This window comes from Thermostichus sp. OS-CIW-30, assembly GCF_054060215.1.
Map to the genome: position 1 here is coordinate 21,046 of NZ_JBSSCZ010000015.1, position 20,611 is coordinate 41,656.

Consider the following 20,611-nt stretch of genomic DNA (forward strand, 5'->3'; position numbering starts at 1 on the left):
AGTCAGAGTGGAGACAAGGTGTTGAGATCGAATCGGGATCCCGGCGGCAAAAAGTGAATGCGGGCATTGTGCAGCCGAAAATACTCATCCGCCGCCGCCTCCTGAACGGTCGAGTACAGTTGCGTCCCGTCCACAATCGTCACCGTCCCCAAGCCGATCACCTCCATCACATCGTTGGCCTGGATCACCACCGCCGTATTCTCATCAATGCCGATACCCAAACATTGGGGATAGTGGGCCACCGCCGTAACCAGCCGCACCAGGCGATTGCGCTGATGGAAATGTTGATCGATGATGACGCGAGGCAAAAGGCCCAGGCCTGTCTTCACCGTTACAATTGCCGGCGTGGGCGGTTCTCCGCTGTAGCCGCGGGAGATCATCTGCTGCCCCAACGCAGAAGCTCCGGCGCTGGTTCCGGCAATTACCGTCTGCCCCCGCTGCCACTGCTGTCGAATGGCCTCCATCAGCTCGCTGTGGGCCAGCACCTCTGCCAGCCGCTCCTGATCCCCACCCGTAAAGTAGATGCCGGTGGAGAAGCGGATTTTCTCAACGTTATCGGGATCCCTTGCCTCCATCGGGCTGCGGATATCTAGAACTTGGAGGCTGGCCGCCCCCATCTGCTGAAAAATGTTGGCGTAGATCTCCCCCAGCACCGCCGGGATCCCAGAAGCCGCGGGCACGATGGTGATGTGGGCAGACTTTCCCCCCGCTCGGCGGAAGAACTCCCAAAGGATGTGGCGCTCATTTTCCTTATCCTCTGCTCCCCCGACGGCGATGATGTCGGAACGGGCGGTGATGGGATCCTTCACGGTAGAGCGGCTCAGGGGTTGGGCGTCGTTTGTCGGGGTGGAAGGAACTCCGTTCCACTCCAGCTCACGGTGGGCAGCAGAAACATCAGGCAAATGGGGCATGGAGCGCGAGGAAGATTAAAATGAGCACATTTCACTTTCACTATGCTACGGCTTGGGATTCGGTTTGGCGCAGCTCAATTCCAGATTTCACGGAAGAGTCAGGGGTTGGTTAGGGGTCTCAAAAGGGGGAATAATGTTCATAAGAACACCCCTCGTCTCGTCCTTCGGTTCACCCAGCAGGAGCATCCATGGCCAGAAAACCTGACGGATATCTTGTCCACATCATGCTGGAAGGTGGACAAACCATGCAGGTACGGGTCAAAGAAGCCAGAGAATACACCGAGCTGATCAACAACCTCATGGTGGGCGGCGAAGAGTTCATCACCTTGCCCAAGCAAATGGACAATGAGTACATGATCGTGCGTCCTCAACGGGTGTCCGGCGTGTCGGTGGAGGCGATCTACGCTTCCAGCGTTGGCATCGACCTATAGAGCCTATAGAGCAGACCAAGGTCAGGGATCCCTTGAGTATCGCCGGGCTGACAACGCAAAGCCCCCACCACTAGGGGCAGGGGCTGCCAGAGGACTAGACCCCGCAGGATTTAGAACCTCAGTACCGACAGGTTAGCTTTGCGGGGGCAGGATCACCTTGTCGATGACGTGGATCACGCCGTTGGAAGCTTCAATGTCGGCTGTTACCACATTGGCATCGTTGACCTTGACACCATCAGCCAAAGAGATTTCCACAGGGGATCCCTCGACCGTAACCACTTCCCCAGCTTCCAAAGAGGTAGAGAGAACTTTGCCGGGCACTGCATGGTAAGTGAGAAATCGAAAAAAGTCCCCGAAAAAGATGTTTCTACTGCCCCAAGATGCTTTCTTACAAAGGCTGCGGGGGTATCTTCCACTAAGGTTAGATTTGCAACAATCATCGCAGGGTGGTGGTGAGCAATCCAAAACAGGCTGAAAAAGGATCCCTTGAGGCTGAGGGATCAGTTACGTTTGTCTGCATCTATAGTCATTCTGATTCAAACTAAAACGCTGCACCCACACCTGAAGCGTTGAATGCGCGGGGCTGGAAGACTTTTCTTGGTAGCTCAGGCGTCTCACTCTAACCTGAAACGACTGTACTGTTTTGTTTGCTCGAGCTGTCTATCCAGCGGCAGCACAAAAAATAACACCCTCACGGTGCCGAGCAAAGGGATAAATGAGTTAACGAGCTCGTAATAATCCTGGCAGTTGTGCTTACTCTTCTTCCGGCTCGAAGTCTTCGTCGTAGTCGTCCCCGATCAAATCGTCGATATCGTCGATGTCTTCTTCCAAAATCATCTCAGGGACCTCAATGGGCTGCTCGATCAACCGGCCCTCTTTGCGCAACCAGTCAAGAATGGAGAGGCTGCTAGGAGAGGGCACCACCGTTGGCGGTTGATCGCGGGGTTCTTCGCGCAGAGAGGGATTGTGGTAGTACATGCCGTACAGAAGGCAGCTATCGACGAGGAATGAGCCCGGCTTGGGCTAAGCCCCTCTCAACAGAGGGACGCGGGCTTTTCATCAGCCGTTTCTTAGCTTAGCCTACGCCTGCCACTCCTGCAAAAAGCGGTGCAGCACCCGCTCCAGTTCAACAGCCCGCGCTGCCTTGAACAGCAGCCGATCCCCGGCTTGCACGTGATGGAGCAAGATTTCCAGCAGTTCGGATACCTCCTCGCAGCGTTCTGTCTGGGCTGCCGGTTTTTGGTCGAGCAGCGGTTGCATTTCTCCTTCGGGATCCAAGAGCAAGATCCGATCCAGCCCCAGAGGGGCAGCCGCCCGACCCACCTCTGCATAGAGCTGAGGCGCATGCTCTCCCAACTCCCGCATCGGGCCGAGAATGGCCCAGCGCCGTTTTCCCGGGGTTTGGGCCAGCAGGTGTAGAGCCGCGATCATCGCTTCCGGCGAGGCGTTGTAGGTTTCGTCCCAGATTTCCACATCTCCTGCCAGCTTGAGATGGCGGTTGCGCCCCTCCAGAGGGGTAGGCAAGGCGATGGGTTCTCGGAGCCGCTCCCAATCCAGCCCCAAGCTGCGCAAAGCAGCCAGCACCCCCATCCAGTTGAGGGCATGGTGTCTTCCCGGCAAGGGCACCGGCAGCGTTAGGCCCTCCACGGTTACCGTTTGGGCTTGGGGATCCCATTCTCCTCGTAAGTCCCCCTGATCCAGGCCATAGGTAAGGGTTTGTCCCGACCACAGGCTGGCGGCGGTAGACAACAGCAAGGGATCTTCTCCATTCAGCAGAGCCACCCCCTGCCCTAGCTCCTGCAGCAGCTCGCACTTGGCAGCAGCAATGGCCGCGCGGGATCCCAGTCTGCCGATGTGGGCGGTGCCAATATGGGTGATCAAGGCGTGGGTGGGCTGAGCCATCTGAGCCAGGCGGCGAATTTCTCCGGGGCCTCGCATGGCCATTTCCAGAACCACAAACTGATGCTCCGGTCGCATCTGGAGCAGGGTTTGAGCAACCCCGATGTCGTTGTTGTGGTTGGCCTCACTTTTGAGAACTGTGCCGTAGCGGGATAGGGCAGCCGCCAGCATTTCCTTGGTGGTGGTTTTGCCTGCTGAGCCCGTGATGGCTACTACGGAGGGGGGAAACTGCTCCCGCCAGCCTCTGGCAATGCGCTGGTAGGCAGCTAGGGTATCTGAGACTTGAAAATGGGGCCCAGCCACCGGACGCTGGCTGATGACGGCAACGGCCCCCCTTGCCAAAGCTTGTGGAATAAAGTTGTGTCCATCAAACCGTTCCCCCCGCAGCGCCACGAAGACTGAGCCTGGCTGGAGTTGGCGGCTGTCGGTGCAAATGGCTTGGACGGGAAGACCCAACAAATGGGGATCCCCCTGCAGGGGAGTTTGCAGCAGGTCAGCCACAGTTCGTAAGGTCAGCATCGGGCAGAAACTCCAATTCGCCTACAGCCTCTTCGTCTATGGTCATTTCAGACCCGATTGAGACATTTCCCAAGCGCTCCCCCTCACCCCCAGCCCCTCTCCCAGGGGGAGTCAGCCCTCACCCCCAGCCCCTCTCCCAGGGGGAGAGGGGAGTTGGGGATAGCTGTACAGCTTTTTTCAGCGTTGTTTACCACAGCCAGTGTCAATCAATCTCTTGCGTGGGAAGGCTCCCGCTTGGCTACGGAACTCCCATGAAGTCGGAAAAAGCTGTAAACCCAGTTCCTGGGCAACGCCAATACACGACTGGGTATAGGAAGTTGTCAGCTGGGTTGCAGCGTTTCGATCCCAGTCGGGAGGGCGATGATTGCCTCTTTGGCCATGCCGATGAACAGGCCATGTTCCACAACCCCCACCGTCCCCTTGAGTTGATCGGCGATCTTGGCAGGATCCGCCATGGGGCCGAATTGGCAGTCGAGGATGTAGTGCTGCTCGTCCGTCAAGTAGGGATCCCCGTTGGCATTCCGCCGTAAGGTGGCTGTGCACCCCAGAGCCTCTACCCGCGCCAAGGTGGTTTTCCAGCCAAAGCGCACCACCTCTACCGGCACCGGGAAGCGAATGCCCAACTGCGCGACTTTTTTAGAGGCATCGGCGATGATGATCAGCTCGGCAGCGCTGGCCTCCACCAACTTTTCCCGCAACAGGGCCCCTCCTGCCCCTTTGATCAGGTTCAGGGATCCCACTTCAATCTCGTCGGCCCCATCGATGGCCAGATCCAGGCGCGGCTGCTCTTCTAGGGTAGCCAGCGGGATCCCCAGGGAGCGGGCCTGTTCAGCCGTGCGCTCCGAGGTAGGCACGCCGATAATCTGGAGACCTTCGGTTTGCATCCGCTCTGCTAGGGCGCTCACGGCAAAGGCGGCTGTGGATCCCGTGCCCAGCCCCACCACCATCCCCGACTGCACCTTTTGAACCGCGGCTCGGGCTGCTGCTTGTTTCAGATCATCTAAAGACTCGGTCCCGCTGACGCGAAGGGTAGTCATTCCCAGCTCCTCTCCCGTGGATGAAGATCCTACCAAAGTGCTTTGCACCGCTACCGCCCGCTCCAGCTAAAACCCTCCGGCGCTGCCACCACTTGGCCAAAGAGATCATAGGGCTCAGCGCGGGTGATCTGCACCGGCACCAGGGATCCCAGGGATCCCTGCCCCTGCACATACACCACTCCATCCACCTCGGGGGCAAAGCGGGGGGAACGGCCAATCCACTCGCCGGTTCTGGGGTTTTCCTGCTCCAAGAGAACGGGAACCACCCGGCCTACCTGCTCGCGGTTGCGGCGGAAGGTGATCCCCTGCTGCACCTGCATCAGGCGGGCACGGCGCTCCTGTTTGACGGCCTCTGGAACCTGATGGGGGAGGTGGTAGGCAGGGGTGCCCTCTTCGGGAGAAAAGGTAAACACCCCCACATGGTCAAACTGATGGCGCTGGACAAAGTCTAGTAGATGCTGGAAGTGCTCCTCCGTCTCCCCAGGAAAGCCGACGATAAAGCTGGTGCGCAGCACGGCATTGGGCAACGCCTGGCGCAGCCGCTCGATCACCCGGTCGTTGACCTGCCCTTGCCAGGGGCGATTCATGGCCTTGAGGATCTGCGGATGGCTGTGCTGTAGGGGCAAATCCAGGTAAGGCAAGAAATTGGGAGTTTCTTGGATGGCCTCCACCACTGCAGGCGTGACGCCGGTGGGGTAGGCGTAGAGCATGCGGATCCAGGGAATGGGGATCTTGCCCAGGGCGCGAATGAGATCTGCCAGCCGCGGCTCCCCGTAGAGATCGATCCCGTAGTGGGTGGTGATCTGGGAAATTAAAATCAGCTCCTGCACCCCCTCTTCGGCCAGCTGTTCTGCTTCCCGTAGGATCGACTCGATGGAGCGAGAGCGTTGGTCGCCCCGCAAGTGGGGGATGATGCAGAAAGAGCAGCGGTAGTTACAGCCCTCGGCTACCCGCAGGTAGGCCACCGGCGCGTGGGTGGTGCGATAGCGAGGTACGGTCTCGTCGGCAATGTAATCCAGGCTAGAAGTAACGGCATTGACCCGCTCTCCCCGCTCCACCCGCTCGATGATTTGGACGATCTGGTGATAGTCGCCCGTACCCACGATAGCCACCGCCTCCGGGATCTCCTGCAGCAGCTCCTCCTGGAAGTGTTGCGCCAAGCAGCCGGCAATGATGATCTTTTTGCCTTGTACCGCCAGCTCCATCAGGGTACTGACCGACTCCCGTCGCGCTGCCTCGATGAAGCTACAGGTGTTGACAATCACATAGTTAGCGCTCTCTTCGTCCCCATCCACCCGGTAGCCCGCTTGGGCCAGCAGGCCCAGCATGTGCTCGGTGTCCACCCGGTTTTTCTCGCAGCCCAGGTGTAAAACGGCAACCGACGCCTTTGTACGCTGCACCGCTGTTCGCGTAAGCGGGACGGAGTCCTTAACGGATGGGAAACTGGAGACGGTCGCTTCTAACCCATTCATGGACTGAGCATCAAAAAGGGGGCAGCTTGCCAGAGGCTTATCTATTCTAGTTGAGGGCCGCATCAGCGTTGCGGAGCAATAGAGCCGTAGCCACGGCCAACGCGGTGGCCGCCCAACTGTAGGGATCCCCGCCAGCCGCCGTCGAAAACAGAGGTGCCCGTCCATAGCCCCGCAGGCGCAAAGCCTGATAAACCCTCTGCGAGCGCTCGTAGCTGCGAACCAACAGGGTGCCCACCGAAGCGGCCAGAAAGGGCAGATCTTGTCTTAGAGACGGCCCAGGACGCCACAGGGATCCCCGCGGTCGCCAACCCCTCAGCCGGGCTGCCCGTTGCATCTGCTGCCACTGAGCGGCCACCTCCTGCAAATAGCGCTGGGTGAGCCAGGCCAGTTCCAGCAGGAGGTCTGGGATCCCCAGGGCCCGCAAAGCTGCCAACAGTTCCGATGTGGGAGTGGTCTCCAGCAGCAGCATCGTGAGGGCAAATAGGGCCAGCCCTCTCCCCCCAATGCGAAGCGCCATCTGCAGCCCCTCCCAACGCAGAGCCAGGGATCCCCAGCGCCACAGGATGGTTTCCCCCGCCCAGAAGGGTAGGATCCCCATCAACCCTGCCACCAACAGCCCTGGGGCTGCCAGCCGCCTCAGCCCGAGGCTCCAAGGCAATCCCGACAGGCTCCACAGTCCAGCCACCAGCGCCCAGATGAGCGGCAAGAGGGCCAGGCACCTCACCGAGGCGAAAGCCGCCATCAGCGCCATCAGGCCCAGCACCTTGGGCAGAGGTTGCCACCGGTGCAGCCAGGAAAGGGGTTTGGAGGGGTGAGGATGGGATTGTTGACCGCGCCAGCAGCAAGGGATCCCTGAGCCGGCTTCATCTCTTGCCATAGTCTCCCAGCAGCGCCGGTTGTACCCGCTGCAAAAACAGCACCACCCAACTGGCGAACAACCCCTCCACCACCATCAGGGGGATGTGGGCCACCACCAAGCTCCCAAGAGCCAGGCGACCGGCTTCTGTGGAGAGGATCCCGCTGCCAGCGTCAACCACAGCAGCCATGACCACCCCGTAAAACAACAGCACTGCTAGACCCACCCCAACCGCTCCCGCCAAGAAGGCAGACACTCCGGCCCCCATCACCCGACGGCCTGCCCGAAAAATCCCACCGGCCAGGAGCGCCGGGATCCCCATAATGGCGGCGTTGATGCCCAATGTGGTCAGGCCCCCATGGCCAAAGGCCACCGCCTGAAAAAACAAGCCCACTACAATCGCCGGATAGGCCAAAGCCCCCAACATCAGACCCATCAACCCGTTCAGCACCAGATGCAGGCTGGCCGGGGGAAAGGGCAGGTGAATCGAAGAGGCCACAAAAAAGACAGCCGTGAGCAAAGCCGCTTTGGGCAACTGGTCGCGACAGCGTTGCGTAGCAATATGGCGGGGATCCCGTTCCCACCAAGGACATTGCTCCGCAACGCTGGCGCGACGGAGAAGCCGCAAGCTGTAGCTGGTGATCAGGGCGGTGATGCCATAACCCCCTAGCCAAAGCGGTGCCGGCAAAATGCCATCGCTGATGTGCATGGTCAGTCCTACTCCAGAGCAGAGGAGCCAGCCTGGGAGCCTGAGATTCCTGACCCTGGAGATCCCGAAACCGGTGGGCTCTCCACCGCTGCGTAACCAGATTGACGGGGCCTGGAGAAGAACAGAGCTGTGCCCAGACAGCCCCAAATGACACAGGCGGCCATAACCCCCCGCTGCAAAGGCCCAAAGGGTGGGGAAGCGCTGGGGATCCCTTCTGTCTGAGGGAACTCCTCGCCCACCGGCACATTGACCAATACCCCATGCCCGGCCTGGCGAATCCGCACCTGCCAGAGGCCCGTCAGGTTGGGATCCGGCTGCAGCAGAAATCGTCCCCGCGCATCCGTCTGTCCCTCCTGCCAAGGGGTAGTGGGATCCGTTGGCGCAAATACCGTCACCCGGGCGGATCCCATCGGTTCCCCAGAATCGTAGCGGGCCTCGATCTCAAAAGCGGGAACAGCCCGAAGAGAGGCTTCCACCCCATGGGCCCAAGCCGGAGCAGGCTCAAGCAAGCCAAGAAGCAGTAGCAAGCAAGAACGAGAAAGGATCCAGGGTTTTGGTCTGTCCATGGGCGGCGAAGATGGGGTCAGCAACTGCTTGATCTCCAGGAGATCAGAGGCAAGAACTCTGCCCTCCTAGCACTGAAAGCAGATCCCCCGACGCACTTCACCATTGCTCCGCGCTGCCAGCACGGTCGCGTAAACAAGCTGCAGCCCCAGCATAGCTTGGCATCGGTACTGTTCTACCGAAACACAGCCTTCCCGGTCGTCACAATCCCCCACCAGGGCATCTGTAGGGCTATGCCTATGGCAAGGGCTACTCCTGCGCCAGATTCCCCGCCCGCACCCAACCTTCCTGCCCATTCTGACGGCGGATGCGCTGCCAACGACCATCTTCGCTGAGGCCCAGCACCGTCACCACCTCGTTCATGGGCACACCACCAATGTAGGTTCCCTCCCGCTCTGGAGTGGCCCGCAGCGCCAGGCCAATGGGCTCGATCACCCGTCCCTGCCCACCTACTGCCACCATGGGGGGTCGAGCCGGCAAAGGAGTTAATTCAGGGTTGGGTTCAACCGTGGGAGCTGTAGAAGTTGAAGCTGAAGCACCATCCACAGGGCCCAAATTGCCGGCGCGCACCCAGCCCTCTTGTCCGTTCAACTCCCGCCGCACCCGTTGCCAACGACCATCGGCGCTGTACTCCAACACCGTCACCGTTTCCCCCACCACAATTCCCCCTTGGTAGGCTCCATCGGCAGAAGGTTGGCTGCGGATTGCCAGGCCAATTGGCTCGATCACCCGCCCGCGGCTGCCGGGGGGAAATCCCTCAGGGTCAACAGTGCCTGCAGCAGGGCCAGAGGGGGGAGAGGGAAAACTGGCTGGGCGGGGCAAGGGATCCAAGCGCACCGCCTGCGGAAATTGAGGCGGGGCAGGGGGGGCCAACATGGGGGCGACGAGCTGCCACAACTGCCAAGCCAAGGCGGCCAGAGCCCCAACCGAGACACTCACCACCACCAAGGTGCCCAAGGGAAAACCGCCAGAAGCAGGAGAAGAACGGCCTCGCATCGGGTAGTTAGCCATCCGAAATACCTTCCCGCAATGCTGCAGGCAAGAATCCGCAGAGAAGATGGGATCCCCGTCAAAACCGGGGATTTACGAAAGCCAGAGCACGACTGCTGCGCAACGCTGACGTGATTGCATCCCAATGTATCGTGTTCCGCAGCGCTCTTGCTAGGCCTGTGCAGAGGAATCGCAACGCTGACGGGGCGACGCGACCCCAGAGGGCAAGGGCGTCGGAGATTAGCTTCTACTTATTGGTGTTGGTGAACTTATTCTGCCAGTCGGTCGTCAAAATCTCTCGGCCAAATACCCATCCTGCCAGAAGGAGGGGCAATGCCAAGCCCAGAAAGCCAAAAAGACTGACCACCTGAGCCACTTGCCGCTGGGCTTGTTTTCTCCTGGGATCCGGGATGTTGTTAGCAGCCAGCACCACTTTAGAACAAAAAGCCACCACAACCGCCCCCACCGGCCCCAAAACCAAAGAGGGCCACAGCCAAGCCGCCACTTGCGAGAATGCGTAGGCTCCAGTGAATGGGATAATCACGAAACAAGCCAGCTCCAGGATCCCCCACGTGAAGAGGGCCAACCAGACATCTTTGCGGAAGACTTCATCGGGATTGGTGTACATAGGCCTCCAGGATAAACCGCCCACACTAAGGCCAGACCTCGAGACAGGAACGGAAGCGCCACGGCCTCCAGATTAACTCCAGGTGCTAAGGATCTTGCTTGACGGATCCTCCTTACGCTACTTTTCCCCTTGGGCAACTCAGTAAGATAATGCCCAAGATTCTTGGATAAGCCTCCGTTAATTTGGAGAGAAGGGCAGCCTTGACAAGGATGAACTCCCCCTGTGACCCCATACGTAAAGACTTGAAATAAGATTTAAGTGTTCAATCACTCATGAATTGCCTGCGCCTGTGGCCCTTTCCGGCCGAGGTTGGGGTCAAGCTTGCCCTGTTGAGAGGGCTCTTTATTCACCCGCGAGCCGAGGGCCCATCACCTCTGCACGATTGTTGCCCATGAGCTGCCGAAGGGATCCCCACACCCCAACGCCCTGCAACCTTGTCTCCTGCTGACTTCGAGAGTGCCAAGCTGCCATGTCACGCATCCTCATCATCGATGATGATCCCAGCATTTGTGCTCTACTGCAGCGGTACTTGCAGCGGCAGGGGTATTCGGTTGAGGTGGCGATGACGGGGGCCGAGGGCTTACAGCAGTTGCGCGCTTTTCAGCCGGCCTTGGTAATTTTGGATCTGAACTTGCCGGATGTGAGCGGCTACGATCTCTGCCAGCAAATGCAAAAAGAGACCGGCGTGTACGTGTTGATGTTGACCAGCCGCGTCAGCCCTGCTGATAAGTTGCACGGATTCCAGTTGGGGGCAGATGACTACCTGACCAAGCCCTTCAGCCTGCCGGAGTTACAGGCGCGAGTGCAAGCCATTCTGCGGCGGCAACGCATGAAGACCGAAGTTGCCAGCGCACCGGTCTTGACCTTTGCCTCTTTGGTAATCGACCCGGAAACCCGAGCAGTCATCCGCGAGCAGCGCCTGATCAACTTAACAGCACTGGAGTTCGATTTGCTCTATGCTATGGCTCGACATCCGGGGCGGGTTTGGCGACGGGCTGAGCTGATTCAAGAGGTGTGGGATTTTAACCACGAGGGAGATGAACGGGTGGTCGATGTCCACATTGGCCAAATTCGCAAGAAACTAGAGACTGATACCAGCCAACCGGAGTTGATCCGCACCGTGCGTGGAGTTGGCTACAAGTTTGAGCCCCCCGCTCCGAAGGAGGGATGGGGAGAGGAAAAACCTTAACCCCCAAATAACTCTCCCCTCTTCACGTTGGGAGAGGGGCCAGGGGTGAGGGCCCGTTAATCCAAGCGGCGGCCTGTCAAACGCACAAAAATGTCTTCTAAGTTGGCCGGGCGCACCATGAGGCCGGTTTTGTCAGGTTCAGCTTCCAACTGCCGCTGAGCTTCCGCCAAGCTGGGGAAAAAGGTGTACTCCACCTCCCGGCCAGGACAGGATCGCACCAGCAGGGCCTCTCCATACTTGGCCCGCAGTTGCTCGGTGCTGCCCAACTCGATTAACCTTCCCCCATCCATGATGCCAATGCGGTCGCACAGCTCTTCTGCCTCCTCCATGTAGTGGGTGGTAATCAGCAAGGTCATGCCCTGCCGATTGAGATCCCGCAAGATCTCCCACAACAGCCGCCGCGCCTGGGGATCCAACCCGACGGTGGGCTCGTCCAAAAACAAAATCTGGGGGCGATGCAGTAACGCCCTGGCCACCTGCAAGCGTCGTTTCATTCCCCCTGAGAGGGTTTTCACTTTGTCTTGCCGGCGATCCGCCAGCCGCACATACTCCAGCCATTCATCGATGCGCCGTTGCCGCTCTGGGTTGGGGATGTGGTGCATACGCCCGTGGAACTCCAGGTTTTCCCAAACGGTCAGCTCTGCCTCTAGGGTGATAGGCTGCAGAACTACGCCAATTTGCTGCCGCACCGCCACCGGATCCCGCACCACGTCATACCCCCCCACCCGGATGGATCCCTGGCTGGGTCGGGTAAGGCTAGTAAGCATGCGGATGGTGGTGGATTTGCCGGCGCCGTTGGGCCCCAACAGGGCAAACACTTCCCCCTGGGGGATCTGCAGGCTCAAATCTTGAACGGCAACCTGCTGCCCAAAGCGCTTCCACACCCCCTGCATTTCCACCGCCACCGTCTTGGTTTGGGGCAAGGTTGGGGCCGTCGAAAGAGCTGTCACAGTCTGCTCCGGTAAAGTGTAAAGAAATCTTTATTCTCCAGCATACGCCAGCCGTGTCAGCAAGCTGCAGGTCTTATCAGGGATCCCTGCCCTTGGCAGTAGTTTATGCTATCCCTTCAAGTCTTCCGTGGCTGTGATCTCGTTCCCTGTGGTTTTTCTCCAAGCTCTGCAAAATAGTGCACATTGCACCTGAAGGGTGAGTTACGTCCGCAGGGCAGGGCGTGATCGTACAGCAGATAGGGGAAGTCGCACTAAATAGCTAGTGCTGTATCTGTACGTACGGGTAACAATAAAGACACAAGCTTGAGCGGGCTGACTGTTCGGCTTGGGGCTTTTTCTTGGTGAAGTGACTTCCCTTCAGCGCCCACCGATACCCTCTACTAACCAATGTAAGGAAAATGCAGAGCAAAGACCGATTCGACCAAATTGACTTCCGGCTGGATCGCCTGGTTGGGGCTGTGTTGACCCTGGCCGAGACCGTCAGCTTCGTCAAGGATGACCTAACCCATCTGAAAGCCATTGTTCAACAACAGGTGCTGATATCCCAGGAGCAGAGCACTTGGCTGGGAGAGTTAAAGGCAATATGTCAACAGCAAGCCGATACAGCTCGTCGCCAATCTGAGATGATTGAGCGCATTATTGCCCATCTCCTGCCCACTCAGGATCCCAAGTCTTGAAGGATCAGAGGGCAACCTGGGGGCGTGCCACAATGGCAGCAGAGCTGAGGTTTTCCACCGTTGGAGTGCCAGGTTGCAGCAGCAGGACAGGGTTCTGTTGAGGCTGAGGAGCTGTTTGCTTTCTTTCGTTGCCGACGCTTGCCTTACCTGGATCGCTTTGGCCCTCAAGAGGCCAAGCTGCCGCCGGACAACCTGCTGGAGCAATGGCGGCGGGATCGCCAAGCCCTGGCAGCCGCTGTGTTTGAGCGATTCCCCGGAGAACAGGTTGCGCCGGGCAATGAAGCTCTCTTGGCAGCCATGGCCGACGGGGCGGAGCGGATCTACGGCGGACGGATTGCCGCAGAGCTGTTTTGGCAACCGCAGGAAGATCTCAACTGTACTGCTGAGGCAGAGCTGTTGCAGCTTGCTTCTGAACCTGTCCCTCACTCCTCCTCTCCAAGGGATCCCATCCCTGCCCCAGAAGACTGCGAGATGGTGCCCGCTCTTGCGTTGCCGCCTGAAGCTGTTCCAGAGGGACGTTCAGTTTGGGTGAGCAGCTCCCTGGATCTGCTGATTCGGGATCCCGCTCTCGTTGGCAGAAGTCGCCACGCCGCCCGATCCTCTTACCTGCCGGTTCATATTCGTATCGGCAAACGCCCCAAACCGGAATACGAATTGTTGCTGGCTTTGCAGGCAGAGTTGCTCGGATCCCTGCAGGGAAACGTTCCCAAGCGGGGCATTTTGATCCTGAAAGATGGGAAGTGGCACCCCGTCCACCTGAGCCGCCGACGAGCACAGGTGCGGCAATTGCTGCAGGAGTACCTGCACTCCCTCAACCAGCCGGAACCACCGCAGGTGTTCATGGCCCGCAGCCGCTGCCATCTTTGCCACTGGCGGGAGCATTGTCGGCAGTTGAACGCCGCCGCTCAACCCCTCAGCCTGCTGCCGGGCGTAACGGGATCCCGCTATCCCCTTTTGCAAGAGGCGGGGATCCACTCGATTGAAGCCCTGGCCAACGCTCAGTTGGATAGGTTGCAAGCCATTCCCAAGTTGGGATCCGGCGTGGCCCTGCAACTGCAGCTTCAAGCCCGTGCCACCCTCAGCCGGCAGCCTCTCTGGATTCAATCCCCCCCGGAAACCCTGCCCACCACACCCGTAGAGCTGTACTTCGATATCGAGGCGGATCCCCGCCACAACGTCGCCTATCTGCTGGGGCTGCTGGTGGTGGAGCAAGCCGAGGGGAAAAAGGTTGCGAGCTATCACAGTTGCCTGGCCGCCGAGCCGCGGGAAGAAAGGCAAGCTTGGGAGCAATTCTTGCAACTGGCACAACGCTATCCTGACGCTCCCATCTACCACTTTCACGGCTTTGAAGTGCAGACCTGCCGACGGCTGGGGGAGCAATACCGCACGGATCCCCGACAGCTGCGGCAGTTGTTGCAGCGCTTTGTGGATTTACAGGCCTGGGTGCAACGCTCGGTGGTGTTACCGATTGAGAGCTATTCCCTGAAAAACATCGCCCGCTGGTTGGGGTTTCAGTGGCGTCTGCCGGATGCCAATGGCGCCCAGTCCATTTATTGGTATAGCCAATGGCTGGAAACTCGGGAGCGCAGATATTTGGAGCACTCGATTATCTACAACGAGGATGACTGCCGGGCTACCCACCGCCTAAAAGACTGGCTGTCCCAAGGAGTCCTCCATGCCGAATGATGCGAATAAATTGACAAAGACGGCCTATCCCCAGCCGCAAATGCCGCAGCTTGCGCCGCCAGTCTTGTGGCCAGTTGCTGAGGTTTCGTTTAGAATCAGGCAGGACTGTTTAGTTTATCAGGGGAATCCCATGCTGTTGAAATCTCATGAATCTCCTCGCCATCAGGGCAGAAACCGTCGCGGTCGTGGGGGATCGGCACGCAAGCGCCAACTGGACAAACGGAACCGCGCCTTGATGCAACGATTACGACAACGAGAGCAAGCTCTCAACTCTCGATCTTCTCGGCAGGGGCAAGTTAACCCTGCCTTTTTTGTGCTTGCTTCTCCTTGGCCTGGCTACGAGGGATCCCGCTTGGCTGCCTGATCCGCCCATTTCTTTCATGGCATCGAAGAATCGAAGAGTTTGCTTCTTGCGCCTTCAAGACAAAGACTGCACCCCTGCCGATAGATGCGGGTTTTGGCTGCGGGGCTCTGGATAGGTGGGAAACTCTCGGTCAATAGCGTAAACGGCTCAATTCCCGTCGCAGTCAGGATCGGGATGACAGGATTTGAACCTGCGGCCCTCTGCTCCCAAAGCAGATGCGCTACCAAGCTGCGCTACATCCCGGCTTAACTTTTGTGATTATGCCAGATCCCCGCCTCCGATGCACCCCTAAGCAGGGATCCCTCGCTCAGATCAACAGGGGAACAAAAGAATCTGTCCGCTTCAGCTAGAGCCCGCAGGAGCCCCGCACTCTACATTAGTGGCTAGTGACTAGTGGCTAGTCACTACCCACTCACCACTATCCAGGGTCAGTGCCGAGAGGAATGCGGCCTTCCTTGATGAAGTACAATCGGCGCATGACCCAAGCCCTGACTGTAGCTTGCAAGCTCAAGGTGTCCCAGTCGCAGGCCGCAAAGTTGGATGCGACAATGGATGCCTTTGTGCAGGCGTTGAACTGGGTCAACCAAAACACACCAGAAAAAGTAGTCAACGCAGTCAAACTCCAATCCCTTTGCTATTACCAGATTCGCGCTCGGTTTGGCTTGTCCAGTAATCTGGCCCAGCAGGTCTGCAGACGGGTGGCAGGCGCTCGCAAAGTGGCGAGACAGCGCAACCGTCCAGTTAAAGAGTTCAAGCGTAGGTTCGTTACCTACGATGCACGTATCTTCTCGTTTCGCGAGAAAGACTGGACAGTGTCGCTTGCCACGGTTGATGGAAGAGAACGCTTTGAGCTAGCCATTGGCAACTACCAGAGGGGAATGCTGGCTGGCTCTAACCCCAAATCGGCCACCCTAGTCCAGCGCAAAGATGGCTCCTACTACATCCAGATTTGCGTAGAGAAAAAACCACCCAAGCAACAAGATACCGACAAGGTGATCGGGGTGGATTTGGGAAGGATAGATATCGCTCATACCTCAGAGGGGAAGAACTGGAATGGACAGCAGTTAAACAAGGTACGAGACCACTACTCCAAGCTGAGGGCGGCACTCCAACGCAAAGCCAGTAAGGGCACACGCAGTTCGCGGCGCAGATGCAGAGAACTGTTGCAACGGCTGTCTGGCAAGGAGAGGCGCTTTCAAGCTTGGGTGAACCACAGTATCGCTAAGAGCATCGTTAAAACAGCAAAATCTCTTTCTGCCTGCATTGCAATTGAGGACTTAAGCGGCATTCGAGAACGCACCAATCAACACCCCCGCAGTCGTGAGGAGCGGCGGCGTAGCAATAGCTGGGCGTTCTACCAGCTGCGGCGGTTTATCGAATACAAGGCTGTGAGGGCGGGTGTCAAAGTGGTAGCTGTCCCTGCGGCCTATACCTCGCAGATCTGCCACAAGTGCCTGCATATTCATCCCGACTCCGCTCAATCCTATCGCAAGGGTAAGCAGTTCAAATGCGGGCACTGCGGTTGGGAAGGGGATGCGGATTTTAACGGTGCGAAGGTGATTGCGCTTTTGGGGGCTGCTGTAAACCAGCCTAGAGGTTCGTGGTTGGCTTGCCAACTGCAGGGCTACCAAAAGCCCGCCCTGTACTGCGAAGCAGTCAGGGTCGGGTAGTTTACGACTTGAGCATCTTGGCCGGCATGACAATGAGGGTATTCCCCTGTCGCTCCACCACGTAGAGCTCCTGTCCGGCTTGGATTTCTAGGTTGGGAATGCTGCACTTGGCGTTCCAGGTGGAACCCAGATAAGAAACCCGCCCCCGTTCGCCTGGGGGAATGGGGGTGATTGCCCGCGCCTCGCGAGATTCCTCTACCTGAACCGATCCATGGGGCACCAGACGGCGGCTGAGGATAATCAACACCACCGATGCCCCAATCCAGCTGGCAAATTGTACCCAGATCGGCAGCCCCAAATAAGCCAAAAGCCCCGCCAAGAGCGCCGCCAGCCCCACCGAGCTGGCAACCAATTCTGGCAAAAACAATTCGGCAGAAATGAGGACTAACCCGATGATGATCCAAGGCCAAACCATAGAATCCAGGGATCCCACCTAACTCAGTATGGCTCAAAACCCCTGGATCCTCAGCAGGGATCCCTTGTCCTTAGGGAGACTGGTTGGGGCTTACCCGCCCAAGCGGTAATTCTCCAAAAACTGCAGGGGATCCATCTCTTCCTGAGGGGAGCTTTTGGGTAGGTTCTTGGATTCGGCGATCCGCATCAAGGTCTCCCAGTCGGTGCTCATGACAAAGGCCACGGCTTGGCGAGCCGCCTCTCGGTGGGGGCAGTCCTCTCCCAAGACACAGCCATCTCGACAGAGGGTGGCGCAATCGTGCGCAGTGCTCCTGGGATCCGGGCCAGCCATGATGTCTTCCTCTCGGTGGGTTTCACGTTTTCTTTAGGATACCTGAAGAGAATCTTGCGCTTGCAGGAGATTTGGGTCAGGGCGGGTAGCTTGGATGAGGAGATGAGGCGACAAGACCTGTTCAAGCAAGAGGAGCCTTATGGAGTTTTCGCAATTGCAAGCGCTGGTGGATCGAGCGCTGGAAGACAAAAAGCTCACCCGCACAGAGGTGGATCAAATCGTCAACGCCATCCGGTCGGACGGCAAAATCTCCCCCGAAGAGATAGGCTTGCTGGAGTCCATTCGCGAAATGGTGCTCCGTCGGGAGATTCAGGTGGTGGAAACGGCAGATTAAGGGGCAGGGATCCCCAAGTAGAGGGTGACTTCGCTGCGGTTGTGAAACAGGTGGCGGGCCCTCACCAAGGGGAAGGCACTACCCAAGATCTCCAAACTTTGCCGCAGCACCCGCAGGCGGTGTTGGCGAGGTAACTTCAGGGTCATCACAGCTCTCCCCTGTGGCTGCAGATGGGGGGCAAAAGCCACCATCAGGCGGGCAGAAGCCGGGCCATCCATCCGCATGTCGTTGAGGATCAGGTGAAACCGGCCTGGGCCACGGGCCAAGTAGGCTTGGGCGCTGAGGCGATGGTGGCAGATCCCCGGATCTTGGCTGAGGCGCTCGTCCAAGTCCGCCGGATCCACTGCCGTGACCTGCTGGCCATATAGACGCAAAATGCGCGACCATCCCCCCGGCGCTGCCCCCAGATCCAGAGCCTGTCCCCCTGGCACCAAGGGAATCTGAAACACCTGGATGGCCTCCAGCAGCTTAAACTCGGAGCGGCTGATCTGCTCTGGATCCTGCCGAAAGCGATGGATCCCACCGGCCCAGTTGGAGAGGTTCTGGGCAGCCAAGGATAGGCCCAGCCAAGCGCGAATGCCCATCGGTTGAGCCAGGATCACCACCGAGATTACCTGCTGGGGGTCTTTGACCTGCAGGGGGGATCCCACCGCTGCCATCACCTGTTCGGCCAGGGTTTCATTGACCTGGAAGGGCTTGAGAGCCGGCTCTCCAAACAGGCGCGTCTGAACCGAAAAGCTGAGGGCGGGGTCAATGGCTGCCAACATTTCCCCATCAAGGCGCAATTCAACTAAGGATCCCTCGGCCAGCCGCCGTTCTTGGTGAATGGGGCAGATGTGGCGCAAAAAAATGGGCGGGTCAGCTTGCCAAGCCCCAGCCAGGTCGGCAAATGAGCGTTGGCTGCATACCCACACCAAGCCAGGTGCTTCCTTTAGCCGCTGCACGGCAGCCTCTGGATCCGCAGCTTCTATCTCCCGGATCGCCAAATCCATAAAATCCGGGTCGGCACTGCCCAGCCATGTATGGGTATCAGGGGGGAGAGGATTGCTCAACGGGCTCGCTGCCAACGCACGTAGGGTAAAGAAGCGGCTACTTGCTGAATCTGGGCTTGGGCGGCCAGCAGTTGTCCTGTGGCGTCCCAGGTGCCCTGCACCAGCATTTGCCAGGCTCCCTGGGGGATCTCCACAGCAGCGGCGTTCTCCCCCCAGCACACCTGTTTGCTGGGCAGATCCAGTGTCAACTGGAGCTGGGGATTTTCCGCCACCGCCTTCTGCAGGGCTTGAATCACAGCCGGGGGTGCCGTAACACAAGGGATCCCTAGGGCCAAGCAGTTGCCGAAGAAGATCTCGGCAAAGCTTTCGCCAATGAGGGCGCGGATCCCCCATTTGGCCAGCGCTTGGGGGGCATGCTCCCGGCTGGAGCCACAGCCAAAATTGGCATTGACCACAAGGATCTGGGATCCCTGGTACTGAGGCTGATCGAAGGGGTGTTGGCCGGGATCCTGGGCGCGGTCGTCGGCAAACACGTGCTGGCCCAAGCCGTCAAAAGTGACGCACTTCAAAAAGCGGGCCGGGATAATCCGATCGGTGTCGATGTCGTTGCCCAGCAGGGGGATCCCTCGGCCTGTGACGGTCAAAACTTCGCTTGACATGGGAACTTGATGAATTCTCCCAGAGAGGACTTCAGGGTATCGCAACGTTCGGCAAAACCCTGCCCAACGGCAAAGGAAAGCCGGCAAAAGGGGAAGGCTTGGCTCGGCTACCGGCGGTAAACCTGATTTTCCAAATTGCGCACCTGCCGCTCCAGCCGATCCAGCCGCCCGCGCAGCTCGTCCATTTCCGATTGGCGGGGCACGCCCAGATCCTGCAGGACGTTGCGCACCTGCCGCTGAACGTAGGATTCAAAGTTACTCTGCTCGGCCTTCACCTGGTTGAGCAGGTTGTTGATGACATTGGATGCCTCTTCTGGGTTGAGCTGCCCCTTCTGCACCAAGTCGTCGGCAGCCTTTCTCAACTGTTCTGCCAGCAGAGTGGTTGTGCCCACGCCCATTAGCAAGAGCTGACGTAAGATACTGTTGTTGTCCAATGCTGCCCTCCAAAGGACGCTTCGCGAACGGTACGGGCCTCCATGACTACCCATTTTCCTCAGTTTGCCCTCAACTTCGCAACCGGCTCGGCCAGTTTCTCCCTTTCGCCTGAGGCGGCACAACAATGGCACAAGGCTCTGCAAATCCTCTTGGAGCGACTCAAGATCCGTTCCCGACAGCAGCCTCAGGAGCCGGTTGAGTTTCGTTACCCTACTGAAGATTTCAGCTTGGAGATGTTCTGCAACCCCAACATCTGGGCTGGCCCCCACGCAGCCAAGGTGCTGGTGACTCTGAAAACCAAGGTGCTGCGCCTTTCCACCGAAGTGGAGTTCTCTCGCCTTCAAGAAGACCTCAGCCAATATCTGGAGTCCCTAACATGAGCGAAGATGCCCATGCTGCGGGAGAGGATCCCGCGGCCATTACGGTGACGCAACTGCTGGACGAGCCGCCAGAGGGGATCCCCGGCCACTTGGAAGTGGTTGCCCTCACTTGGCACGACCGCCAGCGATCCCGGCAACGGCTGGTGAGCGACTGGGGTACCGAGATCCAGTTGATGCTGCCTCGGGGCACCCATCTTCACGATGGGGATCTGCTCTATGCGGATGCGCAGCGACACATTCGGGTCAAAGCCCAACCCGAACCGGTGCTCTTGATTCAACCTGAAAACCCCATCCAGATGGGCCAGGTGATTCATCAACTGGGCAATTGGCACCGCCCGGCCCACGTTTCCCCCCAAGGGCAGATCCTGGCGCTGGCCGATGATCCGCTGCAGGACTGGCTGGCCCACATGGGGATCCCGTTTCGGTTGGAGATGGCTGTCTTCGAGCCCAACCTGTTGGCCCACAGCCATTAACCTGGGCCTTTCTGAGCGCAAACCCGTCCCTCCGACTCATG

26 protein-coding genes and 1 tRNA gene are annotated in these 20,611 nt (G+C 58.7%); 9 read left to right on the plus strand and 18 right to left on the minus strand.

Annotation, left to right across the window (positions count from 1 at the left end; translation table 11 throughout):
- Positions 1–2: 2 nt before the first annotated feature.
- Complete coding sequence (locus tag ACVWZF_RS07750) at positions 3–911, minus strand: cyanophycinase (RefSeq protein ID WP_414416841.1); 909 nt, start codon at positions 909–911, stop codon at positions 3–5.
- Positions 912–1,099: 188 nt separating this feature from the next.
- Between ACVWZF_RS07750 and ACVWZF_RS07755 the strand changes: the two genes are divergently transcribed.
- Positions 1,100–1,342: a hypothetical protein gene (locus tag ACVWZF_RS07755; protein WP_011433628.1), complete on the plus strand. Its 243-nt coding sequence runs from the start codon at positions 1,100–1,102 to the stop codon at positions 1,340–1,342.
- Between the two features lie 132 nt (positions 1,343–1,474).
- Here ACVWZF_RS07755 and ACVWZF_RS07760 read toward each other — a convergent pair whose 3' ends face one another.
- The 10 genes from ACVWZF_RS07760 to ACVWZF_RS07805 all read right to left on the minus strand — a co-directional run bounded on the left by ACVWZF_RS07760 (position 1,475) and on the right by ACVWZF_RS07805 (position 10,016).
- Positions 1,475–1,807: a fasciclin domain-containing protein gene (locus ACVWZF_RS07760; RefSeq protein WP_011433627.1), complete on the minus strand. Its 333-nt coding sequence runs from the start codon at positions 1,805–1,807 to the stop codon at positions 1,475–1,477.
- A 288-nt stretch (positions 1,808–2,095) separates the two neighbouring features.
- Positions 2,096–2,320: a DUF3134 family protein gene (locus ACVWZF_RS07765; protein WP_011433626.1), complete on the minus strand. Its 225-nt coding sequence runs from the start codon at positions 2,318–2,320 to the stop codon at positions 2,096–2,098.
- 102 nt (positions 2,321–2,422) lie between these two features.
- Positions 2,423–3,760: a UDP-N-acetylmuramoyl-tripeptide--D-alanyl-D-alanine ligase gene (locus ACVWZF_RS07770; RefSeq protein ID WP_011433625.1), complete on the minus strand. Its 1,338-nt coding sequence runs from the start codon at positions 3,758–3,760 to the stop codon at positions 2,423–2,425.
- 320 nt (positions 3,761–4,080) lie between these two features.
- Positions 4,081–4,797: a ribose 5-phosphate isomerase A gene (gene rpiA / locus ACVWZF_RS07775; RefSeq protein ID WP_011433624.1), complete on the minus strand. Its 717-nt coding sequence runs from the start codon at positions 4,795–4,797 to the stop codon at positions 4,081–4,083.
- 50 nt (positions 4,798–4,847) lie between these two features.
- On the minus strand, positions 4,848–6,332 hold the full coding sequence (gene rimO, locus ACVWZF_RS07780; protein ID WP_011433623.1) for a 30S ribosomal protein S12 methylthiotransferase RimO: 1,485 nt from the start codon (positions 6,330–6,332) through the stop codon (positions 4,848–4,850).
- A complete protein-coding gene (gene cbiQ / locus ACVWZF_RS07785) occupies positions 6,316–7,146 on the minus strand; it encodes a cobalt ECF transporter T component CbiQ (RefSeq protein ID WP_011433622.1) in 831 nt (276 codons plus the stop codon). The genes rimO and cbiQ overlap by 17 nt, the downstream gene beginning before the upstream one ends.
- Positions 7,133–7,834, minus strand: a complete 702-nt coding sequence (gene cbiM, locus ACVWZF_RS07790; RefSeq protein WP_011433621.1) for a cobalt transporter CbiM — start codon at positions 7,832–7,834, stop codon at positions 7,133–7,135. Before cbiM ends, cbiQ begins: the two co-directional genes overlap by 14 nt.
- Positions 7,835–7,842: 8 nt before the next feature.
- Complete coding sequence (locus tag ACVWZF_RS07795) at positions 7,843–8,343, minus strand: hypothetical protein (RefSeq protein ID WP_187147228.1); 501 nt, start codon at positions 8,341–8,343, stop codon at positions 7,843–7,845.
- Between the two features lie 304 nt (positions 8,344–8,647).
- The gene (locus ACVWZF_RS07800; RefSeq protein WP_011433619.1) at positions 8,648–9,409 is read right to left on the minus strand and encodes an SH3 domain-containing protein; all 762 of its coding nucleotides are present in this window, start codon (positions 9,407–9,409) and stop codon (positions 8,648–8,650) included.
- 226 nt (positions 9,410–9,635) lie between these two features.
- A complete protein-coding gene (locus ACVWZF_RS07805) occupies positions 9,636–10,016 on the minus strand; it encodes a hypothetical protein (RefSeq protein ID WP_011433618.1) in 381 nt (126 codons plus the stop codon).
- Positions 10,017–10,485: 469 nt separating this feature from the next.
- Here ACVWZF_RS07805 and ACVWZF_RS07810 point away from each other — a divergent pair, with 469 nt between their 5' ends.
- Positions 10,486–11,205, plus strand: a complete 720-nt coding sequence (locus ACVWZF_RS07810) for a response regulator transcription factor (protein ID WP_011433617.1) — start codon at positions 10,486–10,488, stop codon at positions 11,203–11,205.
- 56 nt (positions 11,206–11,261) lie between these two features.
- Here ACVWZF_RS07810 and ACVWZF_RS07815 read toward each other — a convergent pair whose 3' ends face one another.
- Positions 11,262–12,110, minus strand: a complete 849-nt coding sequence (locus ACVWZF_RS07815; RefSeq protein WP_011433616.1) for an ABC transporter ATP-binding protein — start codon at positions 12,108–12,110, stop codon at positions 11,262–11,264.
- A gap of 443 nt (positions 12,111–12,553) precedes the next feature.
- Here ACVWZF_RS07815 and ACVWZF_RS07820 point away from each other — a divergent pair, with 443 nt between their 5' ends.
- From ACVWZF_RS07820 to ACVWZF_RS07830, 3 genes are all read left to right on the plus strand, one after another.
- Positions 12,554–12,832 carry a hypothetical protein gene (locus tag ACVWZF_RS07820; protein WP_011433615.1) on the plus strand — a complete coding sequence of 93 codons (279 nt, stop codon included), beginning with the start codon at positions 12,554–12,556 and terminating at the stop codon, positions 12,830–12,832.
- A gap of 60 nt (positions 12,833–12,892) precedes the next feature.
- Complete coding sequence (locus ACVWZF_RS07825; RefSeq protein ID WP_238376749.1) at positions 12,893–14,518, plus strand: TM0106 family RecB-like putative nuclease; 1,626 nt, start codon at positions 12,893–12,895, stop codon at positions 14,516–14,518.
- A gap of 130 nt (positions 14,519–14,648) precedes the next feature.
- The gene (locus ACVWZF_RS07830; RefSeq protein ID WP_041436636.1) at positions 14,649–14,882 is read left to right on the plus strand and encodes a hypothetical protein; all 234 of its coding nucleotides are present in this window, start codon (positions 14,649–14,651) and stop codon (positions 14,880–14,882) included.
- A gap of 169 nt (positions 14,883–15,051) precedes the next feature.
- Here the strand turns inward: ACVWZF_RS07830 and ACVWZF_RS07835 are convergent.
- Positions 15,052–15,125 (minus strand) — tRNA-Pro (locus tag ACVWZF_RS07835).
- A gap of 233 nt (positions 15,126–15,358) precedes the next feature.
- Between ACVWZF_RS07835 and ACVWZF_RS07840 the strand changes: the two genes are divergently transcribed.
- Positions 15,359–16,552, plus strand: coding sequence for an RNA-guided endonuclease InsQ/TnpB family protein (locus tag ACVWZF_RS07840; protein WP_011433613.1), 1,194 nt, complete (start codon positions 15,359–15,361; stop codon positions 16,550–16,552).
- A gap of 1 nt (position 16,553) precedes the next feature.
- On the opposite strand, the gene ACVWZF_RS07845 is transcribed toward ACVWZF_RS07840, so the two are convergent.
- Positions 16,554–16,967, minus strand: a complete 414-nt coding sequence (locus ACVWZF_RS07845) for an NfeD family protein (RefSeq protein WP_011433612.1) — start codon at positions 16,965–16,967, stop codon at positions 16,554–16,556.
- 90 nt (positions 16,968–17,057) lie between these two features.
- Positions 17,058–17,297, minus strand: a complete 240-nt coding sequence (locus tag ACVWZF_RS07850; RefSeq protein ID WP_011433611.1) for a hypothetical protein — start codon at positions 17,295–17,297, stop codon at positions 17,058–17,060.
- Between the two features lie 139 nt (positions 17,298–17,436).
- Here ACVWZF_RS07850 and ACVWZF_RS07855 point away from each other — a divergent pair, with 139 nt between their 5' ends.
- Complete coding sequence (locus tag ACVWZF_RS07855; RefSeq protein ID WP_011433610.1) at positions 17,437–17,631, plus strand: hypothetical protein; 195 nt, start codon at positions 17,437–17,439, stop codon at positions 17,629–17,631.
- Here the strand turns inward: ACVWZF_RS07855 and ACVWZF_RS07860 are convergent.
- The 3 genes from ACVWZF_RS07860 to ACVWZF_RS07870 form a co-directional block, all read right to left on the minus strand.
- Positions 17,628–18,683, minus strand: a complete 1,056-nt coding sequence (locus ACVWZF_RS07860; RefSeq protein ID WP_071818169.1) for an SAM-dependent methyltransferase — start codon at positions 18,681–18,683, stop codon at positions 17,628–17,630. The two genes, ACVWZF_RS07855 and ACVWZF_RS07860, sit on opposite strands and share 4 nt — an antisense overlap.
- Complete coding sequence (gene leuD / locus ACVWZF_RS07865) at positions 18,680–19,282, minus strand: 3-isopropylmalate dehydratase small subunit (RefSeq protein WP_011433608.1); 603 nt, start codon at positions 19,280–19,282, stop codon at positions 18,680–18,682. Before leuD ends, ACVWZF_RS07860 begins: the two co-directional genes overlap by 4 nt.
- A gap of 107 nt (positions 19,283–19,389) precedes the next feature.
- Positions 19,390–19,716 (minus strand): phasin family protein, encoded by a 327-nt coding sequence (locus ACVWZF_RS07870; protein WP_011433607.1) that lies wholly within the window; start codon positions 19,714–19,716, stop codon positions 19,390–19,392.
- Between the two features lie 42 nt (positions 19,717–19,758).
- Between ACVWZF_RS07870 and ACVWZF_RS07875 the strand changes: the two genes are divergently transcribed.
- Positions 19,759–20,097, plus strand: coding sequence for a hypothetical protein (locus ACVWZF_RS07875; RefSeq protein ID WP_011433606.1), 339 nt, complete (start codon positions 19,759–19,761; stop codon positions 20,095–20,097).
- Positions 20,094–20,570: an urease accessory protein UreE gene (locus ACVWZF_RS07880; RefSeq protein WP_011433605.1), complete on the plus strand. Its 477-nt coding sequence runs from the start codon at positions 20,094–20,096 to the stop codon at positions 20,568–20,570. The genes ACVWZF_RS07875 and ACVWZF_RS07880 overlap by 4 nt, the downstream gene beginning before the upstream one ends.
- Positions 20,571–20,611 lie beyond the last annotated feature (41 nt).